The following is a 13,456-nucleotide window of genomic DNA, read 5'->3' on the forward strand; positions in this document are numbered from 1 at the left end:
AGAATATTTCCTGGCAATTTGCTATTTAGCCGAAAAGGAGAATAATAATGCATGCAAATATTTAAATATATCAAAAGACAAAAAATATTCTGATGCACAACAATTAATAGCAAGGAACTGTAAATAGATACTGTTCTTTTAAAATATTAATTTAGAATGATTCGTTTTAAAACAAATTAGGGGGAAAGTTTGAATATTATTTGTTTAAAAATCCCTTATTTTGCGGTTTCATTTAAGCAAAGAATTATGAAATCTATTCAAGCCAATAATTATCTCGTACATTTTAACCACAATGCCTACGAAGCTTTAAATACACATTTAAACGAAAATAAGTACTCAAATATTTTTATTATAGTTGATACACAAACAAATGAGTATTGTCTTCCAAAACTTCTGCCTGTTATAGAAACGGATTTAAATATCGAAATAATAGAATTTGAAGCAGGTGAAGCCAACAAAAATATAGAAACCTGTATTGAAATCTGGAAGGTATTAACAGAACTTGGTGCTGACAGAAAATCACTTATAATTAATCTTGGTGGCGGAGTCGTTACAGATTTAGGAGGATTTGTTGCCTCTACTTTTAAACGTGGTGTAAATTTTATAAATATACCTACTACCCTTTTATCTATGGTTGATGCTTCTGTAGGAGGAAAAACAGGCGTTGACTTAGGAAATCTAAAAAATCAGATTGGTGTTATTAATGTACCACAAATGGTATTAATTGATACCCAATATCTTGAAACTTTGCCACAAGCAGAAATGCGTTCCGGCCTTGCCGAAATGCTAAAACATGGCCTGATCTATGATGCTGCATACTGGAAACAGTTTTTAGACTTAAAATCAATTGATTACGCTGACTTTGATGAACTGATTTATCGTTCTGTAGAGATTAAAAATGAAATCGTTATTCAGGATCCAACAGAAAAAAATATCCGAAAAGCGCTGAATTTCGGGCATACTTTAGGTCACGCAATTGAAAGTTACTTTTTGGAAAGTGAAACCAAGAAAACATTACTGCACGGTGAAGCTATTGCTGTCGGAATGATTCTTGAAGGTTATATTTCATGGCAGAAAGGTTTGCTTACCGAAACTGAATATCTTGAAATTAAAACAGCCATTCAAGGCATTTATGAAGATGTTCAATTTGAAGAAAAAGACATCGAACCTATCCTCGAATTGCTTATTCACGACAAAAAAAATGAGTACGGTTTGATTCAATTTGCCTTAATTGAAGGAATAGGTAAAATAAAAATCAACCAATCCGTTGAAAATAAATTGATTCTGAACGCGTTTCAAGATTATAAATCTTAAACTTTTTTTAATCAAAACCGTTGCTTTTGGTATATTTTATTTTTTACATTTGCCACAATGAAAACAAACAGTAAACAAACAAATTTTAACTCTTATAGAAATCGACTCAATAGTTCCCTATTAAGGATGCTGAACCGTTTTTATAATAGTAAAAGTCCATTTTGTTTTGATGTTTTTTTATATTCAAAAGCTGAAAGCGAAAAACTGCAAATTATATTTGCCAATATTAGGGTTTGAATTTTAGATTTAGCAAAATAGATTTACTAAATTTAGATAACAAATTAAAATATTGAAAAATAAATGAATACGAAATATTCTGACCTAATTAATCAAACCTACTATTTTCCTCAGGAGGAATTTAAATTAAATAAAGACAACTTGCAATTTCACAATATTGATTTGATGAAATTAGTTGAACAATACGGTACCCCATTAAAATTTACATATTTACCCCAGATTTCAGAGAACATTAATAAGGCAAAAGCCTGGTTCAGAAAATCGATGGAAAAAAACAAGTACGATGCAAAATATTATTATTGCTATTGTACCAAAAGCTCTCATTTTGAATACATTATGAATGAGGCTTTTAAAAACAATATTCATATAGAAACTTCATCTGCTTTTGATGTAAATATTGTAGAAAATTTACTGGAGAACGGTAAGATCAACAAAAGTACTTATGTAATTTGTAATGGTTTTAAAAGAGATGAATACGTTTCTAATATTGCAAGATTAATCAATAGCGGACATAAAAACACTATTCCGATTATTGATAACTATGAAGAGCTTGATTTGCTTCAGGCAGAAATAAAAGGAAAGTTTAAAATTGGAATTCGTATTGCGGCCGAAGAAGAACCTAAATTTGAGTTCTATACCTCAAGATTAGGAATCGGGTACAAGAATATAGTTTCGTTTTATAAAAAACAAATTCAGGAAAATGACAGACTGGAGCTTAAAATGCTTCACTTCTTTATCAATACCGGAATAAATGATACATCCTATTATTGGAATGAGCTGGTAAAATGTATCAAAGTATACATTGCATTAAAAAAAGAATGCCCTACTCTGGATGGTTTGAACATTGGAGGTGGATTTCCGATTAAAAACTCATTAGCTTTTGAATATGATTATCAATATATGATTGACGAAATCATTAATCAGATTAAAATCGCTTGTGATGAAGCTGAAGTTGATGTTCCTAATATCTTTACAGAATTTGGTTCATTTACAGTGGGTGAAAGTGGAGGCGCGATTTACCAGATTTTGTATCAAAAACAACAGAATGACAGAGAAAAATGGAATATGATCGATTCATCTTTCATTACTACTCTTCCGGATACCTGGGCAATAAACAAACGTTTCATTATGCTTGCGATAAATCGCTGGAATGATACATACGAGCGGGTTTTATTGGGCGGACTGACTTGTGACAGTGACGATTATTACAATTCTGAACAAAATATGAATGCCATTTACCTGCCAAAATACAGCAAAGAAAAACCATTATATATTGGTTTCTTTAACACAGGGGCATATCAGGAAACAATTGGCGGATACGGAGGATTACACCACTGCCTGATTCCACAGCCAAAACATATTTTGATCGATCGTGATGAGAATGGTATTCTGGCAACAGAAGTTTTCTCAGAGCAACAGACTTCAGATGACGTTTTAAAGATTCTTGGGTACAAGAAAAAAATGTAAAAATAAAACTGCAAATTAAATGTTAATAAAGTAAAAAATTATTAATTTGCATATATAGTAAAAAGAGTAAAATCTTTTAATTCAAAAAAAATAAAAAAACAAAAACAAAATGAAAGGACCAATCAGTCAGTTTATTGAAAAACATTATTTACACTTTAATTCTGCGTCACTGGTTGATGCAGCCAAAGCATACGAAGAGCAATTAGCAAATGGTGCTAAAATGCTTGTAAGCATGGCTGGAGCAATGAGTACTGCAGAAATTGGTAAAATTTTCGCTGAAATAATTAGACAAGATAAAGTACAAATTATTTCATGTACTGGAGCCAATCTAGAAGAAGATATTATGAATTTAGTAGCTCATTCTCATTATGAAAGAGTTCCTAACTATCGTGATTTGACACCAGAAGACGAATGGGCTTTACTTGAAAGAGGCTTAAACCGCGTTACAGATACTTGTATTCCTGAGCATGAAGCTTTTAGACGTTTGCAAAAACATATCTATAAAATCTGGAAAGATGCTGATGATAATGGAGAACGTTATTTTCCGCATGAATTCATGTATAAAATGTTATTATCAGGTGTTTTAGAAGAATATTATGAAATTGACCTGAAAGATAGCTGGATGTATGCAGCAGCAGAAAAAAACCTGCCAATAATCGTTCCGGGTTGGGAAGATAGTACAATGGGTAATATTTTTGCTTCATATGTAATCAAAGGTGAATTAAAAGCTTCTACGATGAAGTCAGGTATTGAGTACATGACTTTCCTTGCTGACTGGTATTCAAAAAACAGCCAAAACGGAATTGGATTTTTCCAAATTGGTGGTGGTATCGCAGGAGATTTTCCAATTTGCGTTGTACCGATGTTGTATCAGGATATGGAAATGCATGATGTTCCTTTCTGGAGCTATTTCTGCCAAATTTCAGATTCTACGACTAGTTACGGTTCTTATTCAGGAGCAGTTCCTAATGAAAAAATCACTTGGGGTAAATTAGACATCAAAACCCCTAAATTTATTATTGAGTCGGATGCTACAATTGTTGCACCATTAATTTTTGCCTATTTATTAGATTTATAGTATATTTTTATGAAAAGAGTTATAGTAGACTACGCCAAATTGACTAACGAAATTTTAAACCTTTTGGTTGAAAAATTTCCTGACGGTTATGATGATTCGGATGTAATCCGTTTTAGAAACGCTAAAAACGAATTAATAGAAGCTGTTGAAGTTCGTACTGAAGACACTATTTATTTAGTAAAAATTAGTACCAAACTTGCTGACAGAATCGAAAACTTCGACGAAGACGATGATATTGATCTTGATGTTGATACAATCGAACCAGTAAAAGGACTAGATCTTGACGATGCAGATGATGACGATGATGATGAAGACGACAATCTTGACAAACCGGATACTGATGGCGGAGACGATGACGATGATGAAGACAAAGACGATATTGCTGATGACGATGACGACGAAGATGATGAAGATTAATAAATCACTTTTTATATAAATTAAAGGAACTCTTTCGGGTTCCTTTTTTTATTAGTGAACAATATCTAATAAGTAAGAAAAGTATTATATTTATAGCTTTCGAAAAAATTTAAGTAAATGAGCTCAGCAGTATTACATGCCAAACTAAAAGAAAATTTTGGGTTTGAAAAATTCAGGCCTAATCAGGAAACTATTATCAATACAATACTTTCAGGACAGGATACATTGGCTATTATGCCAACCGGTGGCGGAAAATCAATCTGTTTTCAGCTACCTGCACTAATATTACCCGGAATTACAATTGTAATTTCTCCATTAATTGCCTTGATGAAAGATCAGGTGGACAGTTTAAAAACTAATGGAATTTCAGCTTGTTATATCAATAGCAGCCAGTCTGCTCAGGAACAACAGTTTTATATTGACAATTTAAAATCGAATACCTTTAAACTGGTTTATATTGCACCTGAAAGCTTATCATATTTAGATAATGTTTTTAATGAATTAAATGTCAGCTTAATTGCCATAGACGAGGCACATTGTATTTCGTCCTGGGGACATGATTTTCGTCCGGCATATACAAATCTGGGATACCTAAAAAGCCGCTTCCCTTCTACTCCTGTGCTGGCATTGACTGCTACAGCTGATAAAGCGACAAGAACAGATATAACCAAACAATTAAATTTAAAAAATCCAAAAACATTTGTCGCTTCCTTTGACAGGAAAAATTTAAGCCTTGAAGTACGGCCTGCTTTAGACCGTGTAAAACAAATTATTGATTTTATTGAGGACAGACCCGGTGAATCTGGAATTATATACTGTCTAAGCAGAAAAAACACAGAAGAACTGGCTGAAAAACTTACCAAAAAAGGAATTTCTGCAAAAGCCTATCACGCTGGTTTAGAGAACAGTCTTCGTTCCAAAACACAGGATGACTTTATAAATGATGATTGTCAGGTTGTCTGCGCTACAATTGCTTTTGGAATGGGAATCGATAAATCGAATGTACGTTGGGTAATTCATTATAATCTGCCTAAAAATATTGAAGGTTATTATCAGGAAATTGGCCGTGCGGGACGTGATGGGCTGCCGTCTGAGACTATTTTATTTGAAAGCTATGCTGATGTGATTCAATTGCAGAAATTTGCCTCAGAAGGCTTAAACTCCGATGTACAATTGGCCAAATTAGAAAGAATGAAACAGTATGCCGATGCACTGAGCTGCCGCAGAAAAATTCTGCTTTCTTATTTTGGGGAATTGGTTACTGAAAATTGTGGCAATTGTGACATTTGTAAAAATCCTCCCGTTTTTTTTGATGGAACAATTTTAGCACAGAAAGCATTGTCAGCAATCAGCCGTTTAAAAGAATCTGAACCATTGGCTGTAATTGTAGATTTTTTGAGAGGCTCCAAAAACGCATATATCTATGAAAAAAATTATCAAACGCTAAAAACGTATGGAATTGGCGCTGATATTTCCTGGTATGACTGGAATCAGTACTTAATTCAATTGATTAATTTAGGATACTGCGAAATTGCTTTTCATCAGCACAACAAAATTTTGCTTACCCCTTTTGCAAAAAAAGTTTTATTTGAAGGTGAAAAAGTAAAACTTACTACGGTGGTCAAAAAAGTAGTCGATAAAAATGAAATTAAAGAAGCTAAAGTCAGGGTTGCAAAAAATTCTCTTTTTGAAACATTACGAAAATTGCGCTATGAAATTGCCCAGGAAGAAGAAGTTCCGGCTTATGTCATTTTTAGTGATGCAGCTTTAAGACAAATGGAAGTCATAAGGCCAATTAGTGACGAAGAATTCCTAACAGTTGATGGCGTCGGCAAGGCAAAACTCGAAAAATACGGTACTGATTTCATCAATGCCATAATTGAATTTGAGAGAAATAAATCTGTTGTAAAAAAGGAAAAAAAAGGCAGCACTTACAAGAAAACTTTAGAGTTATTTGAAAATGGAGTGTCGGTTGAAGAAATAGCAGAAAGAAGAGATATTAGCCAGAGTACTGTAGTTTCGCATTTAGCAAAATTATATGTTGATGGTCATGATCTGGATTTAAGTCTGTTTATATCTGATGAAGAAATTTTAAGGATCGAAAAAGCTCAAATAGAATTAGAAAATCCAAATGCCTTAAAACCTTATTTTGATTATTTCGAAGAAAACATGTCATACGACAAAATCAGGTTTGGCCTTGCTTTTATAGAACGAAAGCATCAAAACAAATTGAAATAAAAAAAATCCTGTGAAAATTCACAGGATTTTTTTATACACTTATAAATATCTTTCTTCAAAAATCTTCTGATGGTGTTTTTGGTGACCGATTATCACAAATCCTAAAGCTCTTACCGAAATTGGATTATTTGAAGCAGTTCCAATTGCTTTAAGCTGCTCTTCAGATAAACTTTTGTAAAACAATAAAGTTGAATGCCTTACAGCAGAAAGTTCAGTTAGTAATTCCTGAATACTTCTTCCGTTTGAATTCGTATTATTGGCATAATCATTTTCTTCAAAACTTGGCAGTGGAGTTTGATCAAATCTCGAAAATCGTAAGGCACGGTATGCAAAAATACGTTCTGTATCGATGATATGCTGAATGATATCTTTGATGGTCCACTTACCTTCCGCATAGCGATAATCGAATTTATCCATCGGAATATTTTGAACAAACCTGATAAAATCGTGCAGTGAAATTTCTAATTCCTCAATTAACTTACCGTCTCCGGCTTCTTTGATATAAGTACCAAAATGACCTGAATATTCGTTTTCTAACAACTGACTTACGTTCATTTTTATAAATTTAAAGTTCCAAATTTCAAATTAAGCTGAATTTCTGCTTGCATTTGTATTTCCGAAAAGTGATCTCGTAACAATTTTTTCATATACTTTAATCAATTCGTCGTTATTACCGCCTTCTTTATTCAATTCGTTAATTCTTAGCAAAGCATACTGTTGTATTGTCAGTAAAGGCATTACAATGCGTTCTCTGATCTGAATAGAAGCAATACCATCAGGATAGTTTTCCATCAATGATTTATGATCAGCGATTTTAAGCAAAAGACGTTTTGTCTCTAAAAACTCATCGTAAATGATTTGCCAGAACTCTCCAAATTCAGGATCTTTCTTCATGTAGGCTGTTAACGGGAAAAATGATTTTGCCAGTGACATCATACTATTTTCAAGAAGTGTTCTGAAAAACAATGAATTATGGTATAAATCATATACTTTGTCCCATTGGTTTGTATCTTCAAAATGTTTAAGGGCTGTCCCTACTCCAAAAAATCCCGGTACATTTTGTTTCAACTGGCTCCACGATCCAACAAACGGAATTGCTCTTAAATCTGCAAAATCCAATTGATCAGATTTACTTCTTTTAGAAGGACGGCTTCCGATATTAGTCTTAGAATAATATTTCAAAGTACTCATTTTTTCCAGATATGGAATAAATTTAGGATGATTCTTAAAACTTAAGTATTTATCATATCCTAAACCGGCTAATTGCGTCAGGATTGCAGTCTCCTCAGTACTTAACTCATTTTTTTCTTTACTAAATACCTGATTAGTTACTCCCGCACTTAATAAATTCTCAATATTATAACGACAAGAATCCAGTGTTCCAAAATTAGAACTAATGGTTTGTCCCTGAACCGTAATTTGTATTTCGTTGTTTTCAATCTTTGGTCCAAGCGAAGCATAAAACTTATGTGTTTTTCCTCCTCCACGTGCCGGAGGTCCGCCACGACCATCAAAGAAAATCGCTTTAATTCCGTATTTTCTGGAAATTTCCGTCAATGCAATTTTTGCCTGATAAATACTCCAGTTAGCCATTAAATAACCACCATCTTTTGTACCGTCAGAGAAACCAAGCATAATCGTCTGTTTATTGCCTCTTGCATCTAAATGCTTAGAATATTCAGGATTTGTATACAGCTGCTCCATAATATGGTGTGCATTTTGTAAATCGTCAACAGATTCAAAAAGCGGAATAATATCAACTGTAGGGTTTTCCCAATTGTTCAGACGAATCATGGCAAAAGTTTCCATTACATTCAGTGCGCTTTCATTATTACTGATAATGTAGCGATTGGCACCAAACTCACCATTTGCTTTCTGGATCGTTTTAATAGCCTGAACAGATTCTAAAGTAGACACTGTAATTTCATCCTCAAAATCTTTTGGATTCAGGTCTCCTTTTACCTTAGACAAAACGATCAGTTTTTCATCTTCAGATAATTCAAAATAATTTTTCGGAAATATTGAAGAGCCGGAATTCAGATAATGATTGACAACATCTTTAAAAACCACATTGTGAATTTTACTATTCTGACGAATATCTAAAGTTGCAAAATGGAATCCGAATAAATTGATTTTTACCAGGAATGCTTCCAGTTCATTAAGATATAATGACTGGTGTTTTTCAATAATTATATCTCTGATAGTATTCAGCTGTGTCAATAATTCTTCTAAAGTAATGTAAATTTCACCTTTAGAATAGAACACAGAACGATAAAGCTTATGTTCAAGTTCTGCTACCAAAGTGTCTACTCCTGAGAAAGTTAACTTTCTTTTTAAGTTTCTCATTTCGACATAATAACACTTTAATATAGAGGTACGTAAACGGTCAGCTACTTTTAATGTTATTTCAGTTGTAACAAACGGATTCCCGTCACGGTCACCGCCCGGCCAGAATCCAAGTTTGATTAATTGGTTCTGAATGGCATTTCCTTCAAGGATATTTTTTTGCAGATAATGAACAATTTCACCCGAAGTCTGATAGAAAACATTCTCCAGGTACCAAATCAAACTTACCGCTTCATCATACGGATTTGGTTTTTCATTTTGAATAAAAGGAGTTTTTCCTAACTGTGCTAATAATTGTTTGATTTTAAACAAATCATTTTGACGAATAGCCTCAGTAAGATCATTTATAATTCCTAAAACCGGGCCCGGATAAAACTGTGTAGGATGCGCTGTTAAAACAGTTCTTACATTGAAATTCTCAAGAAATTCAATAAGTTCATCATCTTTTTCCTTTGCATCGGTTTTCTCTTTAATATCACGAAGAGATCCACGTCCTTCCATGTTGTTTACTACAGGGAAAGCAGCATCTTCAATTGCATCAAAAAGAACAATCTGGCGCTCTATATATTGAATAAATCGAAACATTAAATCGATTTTTTCAGTTTCAGAAGCGTTGTTCAAAAATTTATTTGAGAAGAAATCAAAGATTTCTTTTGGTGTTTCCTGTTTTTTAAATCCCGTTTCGCAAGTTTCTGTAAATAAAGGCAATAAAACCCCTGTATTATCTATAGAATCAAATGGCAATGTTATGAAAACACTATTATAAATGTGGTATTTTGAGAGAACGTCCTGATTGAAACGCTCAATTTTGGGTAACGTATACATAATTGTGTTGTAGTTGGTTGGTTAATTAGTCATAAAAAAACCCCAAGAATAAACTTGAGGTTATATTTTAATATAGCATTCAAGAAAATATTACATATTTTTAAAAATAGTATGCATCAAACGCTTCTTATCGTTTATACTTTCTTCTAATGAAATCATAGTTTCTGTTCTGTAAACACCTTCGATATCATCGATCATGAAAATAACTTCCTTAGCGTGCTTGGTATCTTTTGCTCTGATTTTACAAAAGATATTAAATTTTCCCGTAGTAACAGATGCAACAGTTACAAAAGGAATCTGATTGATTCGCTCTAATACAAATTTTGTCTGAGATGTATTATTAAGAAACACCCCTACATAAGCAATAAATGAATACCCTAATTTATCATAATCTAAGGCTAATGAAGACCCCATTATTATCCCTGCGTCTTCCATCTTTTTTACTCTAACATGTACTGTTCCAGCAGATATCAATAGTTTTTTTGCAATGTCAGTAAACGGAACTCTCGTATTGTCTATTAACATATCTAAAATCTGGTGATCTACTTCATCTAAACGAAATTTACTCATAATTCTTTAATTAATATTACTAATTGCTATAACAAAGTATAAAAATATATATAAAAAATAACAAATTCACATAAAAATTAACTTTTTATCAATCCGTTAACAAATTTAATATTTTTATCTAAATAAAAATCTGCTTTTTGATTCAATTTCGGAAAATTAGTATATTCATCAGAGTAACTTGCGCCTTCTCCATCATATTCAAAATGTCCGAAATAATTTTCCAATTCGCCTACTTCAGCTATGTAGGCATTGAAATGAATCTCATTTTCAATCAATTCTTCTCTGTATTGTGCGACAAAATTCGTAATAATTTCGATACCATCATAATTTATTTTGATATTTTTATACATAAAATCATAAAAAACGACTTTATTTTGTGAAATATTCAAATAATCATAAAATCTATTGTCAACTAAATCGTTTTCGGAAAGTATTTCAAAACTCGAAATTAATGAGAAAAATATGAGTTTTCTTGTGATTTCACGATTATAATCACCTGGGTAATGCCCTGCTTCGAATAAAATGGTTGGAACTCCCAAAAACTGAAATGTATCTCCAATACAGTTAATATTAAAGGAATCATCAAAACGTCCCACCTGTCCCGGAATATATTCCTGTAATATATCGTTGATGCCGGCAATTAGGTTTATAGCTTTTAATCGGTTATCATTAACCTCTCTTTCTTCATTATAAGAAGGAGCCAAAAACGAAACCGTTGCAGGCTTTCCGGTATCCCCTGCTCCAAAAATAGTACGCTGGTCATGTAAATTAAAACAATAATGAGGTTTAAAATCCTCAAACACATCACGCAGCACATTACTCTCCGGTTGTGTAAGGTTTTGGGAATCACGGTTCAGGTCTATCTTATTGGCATTTTCACGCGTATATAATGCCGCTCCGTCCGGGTTTAAAATCGGAATACAATAAAAAGTAAAGGTAGCAAGCAGTTTCGCAGCAAAATCAGTTCCGCTGTTTAATACATTAATAAAGTCGAAAAGCGCTTTTGTAGTTGTGCTTTCATTTCCGTGCATCTGAGACCATAGATAAATACTAATTTTACCTGTACCAATCTGGTAACTATATATAGGTTTGCCTAATACTGATTTACCAATAAGTTTTACCTGGTTATCTGTATTAAGTTTATCTAATAAAGGCTGAATATGTTCCAAAGTAAGATAACGGCCTTGTATTGTCTGCTCTTTATAGTGCTCAAATAATTCTTCTAAATTCATTGTGTTTTGATTAGTTTACAAAAGTAAACATCTTTATTTTTACAATTGTAAATCGTTTTAAAATGATAAAATTTATAAATGTAAACTTAAATTATACCTATTAATTTGCTTTTAATGTCTTATTTGTTAACAATTGTTATTAGTGTTAACTTAAGTATTTAAAATATTATAAATCAACAACTTAAATAGCTTTACTTATAGTAAAATAACTCTAGAATATAGCCCCTAAAGTTAATTTACAACTGTAAAATTGTTTATCTCAAGACTTTTAATTACATTTGTAAACACAGTAATCAATTATAATATTTTACAATGGTAAACATCGATGATTTTGTAAAAAGGCTTGAAATTATACTGGATTATTACAGTCTGAATGCTTCCGGATTTGCTGATAAAATTGGTGTCCAGCGCTCAAGTATGTCTCACCTTCTCTCCGGAAGAAACAAACCAAGTTTAGATTTTGTTCTCAAAATACTTGAAGTTTTTCCCGATGTTGACCTATACTGGATTTTAAATGGCAAAGGAAGTTTTCCTAAAAATCCGGAAAAACCTTCTGATGAAATACCAGCTAAAATTGAAAAAACAGACTCTCCTATTCTGGTAAATGAAAATCCTAAAGATGAAAATTTGTTTTCAGGTTTGGGTTATGATAAAAATATTTCAGAACAAAATGTGCCACTTTCAAAAATAAAAGAAGCCAGTTTTAATGCAGATGAAAGTGAAATTGAAAAAATTGTATTTTTTTATAAAAATGGCACATTTAAGGTTTATAATCCTTAATTAAAATTTAGGGCATATTTGGACATTGGTAAAGAAAATTTTTATTTACGCGATTCTCAGGCGGTTCAAAAATTATCAGAAATTTATAATTTTACTCCGTTTTCGGGAATTTTTCCCAAAACGCCGTCATAATGTTTTTTGATGATTTTATAATCTGCTTCATAATCTCCGGTTGGATAAAACGGCTTTCCTAAATTAACTTCTTTTTTGCCCCAGTCAAAAGCTACAGGTACAATCGGCACATTTGCTTTGATCGCAATATAATAAAAACCGCTTTTTATTTCTGTGACAGCTTTTCTAGTTCCTTCAGGAGCAACCGCCAGGCGAAAAACTTCTTTTCTGTCAAAAATGGCTGCAATAGAATCGACTTTATTTAAGCCACCGCTTCTGTCTAAAGGCTCTCCTCCTACATTTCGAAAGTAATATCCGAATGGGAATTTGAATAATTCCTTTTTACCAACCCAGTTCATCTGCAATCCGGAGATACCCCTTGTAAAAAGACCTATATAAAAATCATGATTACTGGTATGCGGCATCACCATTAAGATACATTTTTTTACCTCTGCATTTTCAATACCCACTATCTTCCAGCCCATTAGCTTAAAAAAGATAAATTTATACAATTGCTTCTTCATTAAAATTTATATTTCAGGCAAAATAAAAGATTTAAAATGTTTAAAAGCTACTTGTAATTATTACTAACACAAATATCTTTTTAATAAAAAAACTACCACAAATCAATGCGATAGCTTTAGCTATAATAATGAGACTTTTTCAAATCATAATAATTGACAAAGATAATAGAAAATTCAATTCAGTCATAATAGGGTATCTCGATTGAATATTGTTCTTCCTAATTATCATTATGTATTTTACTAATTATTAACTCAACTTCTTTTTTATAATCCTCTTCGTCCAATTAAGCTTGATTGGACCATATTATCTTGAATGT

11 protein-coding genes are annotated in these 13,456 nt (G+C 32.3%); 6 read left to right on the top strand and 5 right to left on the bottom strand.

The features are described 5' to 3' along the window. Positions 1 to 246: 246 nt before the first annotated feature. The 5 genes from aroB to recQ all read left to right on the top strand — a co-directional run bounded on the left by aroB (position 247) and on the right by recQ (position 6,751). A complete protein-coding gene (gene aroB / locus DCO46_RS19975) occupies positions 247 to 1,314 on the top strand; it encodes a 3-dehydroquinate synthase (RefSeq protein WP_116754247.1) in 1,068 nt (355 codons plus the stop codon). 300 nt (positions 1,315 to 1,614) lie between these two features. Continuing rightward, the gene (locus tag DCO46_RS19980) at positions 1,615 to 3,018 is read left to right on the top strand and encodes an arginine decarboxylase (RefSeq protein ID WP_116754248.1); all 1,404 of its coding nucleotides are present in this window, start codon (positions 1,615 to 1,617) and stop codon (positions 3,016 to 3,018) included. A gap of 109 nt (positions 3,019 to 3,127) precedes the next feature. Then, positions 3,128 to 4,096, top strand: a complete 969-nt coding sequence (locus DCO46_RS19985) for a deoxyhypusine synthase family protein (protein WP_116754249.1) — start codon at positions 3,128 to 3,130, stop codon at positions 4,094 to 4,096. 9 nt (positions 4,097 to 4,105) lie between these two features. Continuing rightward, complete coding sequence (locus tag DCO46_RS19990) at positions 4,106 to 4,513, top strand: DNA primase (protein WP_116754250.1); 408 nt, start codon at positions 4,106 to 4,108, stop codon at positions 4,511 to 4,513. Between the two features lie 117 nt (positions 4,514 to 4,630). Beyond that, positions 4,631 to 6,751, top strand: a complete 2,121-nt coding sequence (gene recQ / locus DCO46_RS19995; RefSeq protein ID WP_116754251.1) for a DNA helicase RecQ — start codon at positions 4,631 to 4,633, stop codon at positions 6,749 to 6,751. A gap of 39 nt (positions 6,752 to 6,790) precedes the next feature. Here recQ and DCO46_RS20000 read toward each other — a convergent pair whose 3' ends face one another. The 4 genes from DCO46_RS20000 to DCO46_RS20015 form a co-directional block, all read right to left on the bottom strand. Further along, positions 6,791 to 7,306 carry a DinB family protein gene (locus tag DCO46_RS20000; RefSeq protein WP_116754252.1) on the bottom strand — a complete coding sequence of 172 codons (516 nt, stop codon included), beginning with the start codon at positions 7,304 to 7,306 and terminating at the stop codon, positions 6,791 to 6,793. Positions 7,307 to 7,336: 30 nt separating this feature from the next. After that, positions 7,337 to 9,922, bottom strand: a complete 2,586-nt coding sequence (locus DCO46_RS20005; protein ID WP_116754253.1) for a phosphoenolpyruvate carboxylase — start codon at positions 9,920 to 9,922, stop codon at positions 7,337 to 7,339. 90 nt (positions 9,923 to 10,012) lie between these two features. After that, a complete protein-coding gene (locus DCO46_RS20010) occupies positions 10,013 to 10,492 on the bottom strand; it encodes an Lrp/AsnC family transcriptional regulator (RefSeq protein WP_007805990.1) in 480 nt (159 codons plus the stop codon). Positions 10,493 to 10,569: 77 nt separating this feature from the next. Then, complete coding sequence (locus tag DCO46_RS20015) at positions 10,570 to 11,724, bottom strand: M14 metallopeptidase family protein (protein WP_116754254.1); 1,155 nt, start codon at positions 11,722 to 11,724, stop codon at positions 10,570 to 10,572. Between the two features lie 312 nt (positions 11,725 to 12,036). Between DCO46_RS20015 and DCO46_RS20020 the strand changes: the two genes are divergently transcribed. Further along, positions 12,037 to 12,504 (top strand): helix-turn-helix transcriptional regulator, encoded by a 468-nt coding sequence (locus tag DCO46_RS20020; RefSeq protein WP_116754255.1) that lies wholly within the window; start codon positions 12,037 to 12,039, stop codon positions 12,502 to 12,504. Between the two features lie 83 nt (positions 12,505 to 12,587). On the opposite strand, the gene DCO46_RS20025 is transcribed toward DCO46_RS20020, so the two are convergent. Then, complete coding sequence (locus DCO46_RS20025) at positions 12,588 to 13,139, bottom strand: 1-acyl-sn-glycerol-3-phosphate acyltransferase (RefSeq protein ID WP_116754256.1); 552 nt, start codon at positions 13,137 to 13,139, stop codon at positions 12,588 to 12,590. Positions 13,140 to 13,456 lie beyond the last annotated feature (317 nt).

The organism is Flavobacterium sp. HTF (assembly GCF_003105115.1).
Lineage (GTDB): Bacteria > Bacteroidota > Bacteroidia > Flavobacteriales > Flavobacteriaceae > Flavobacterium.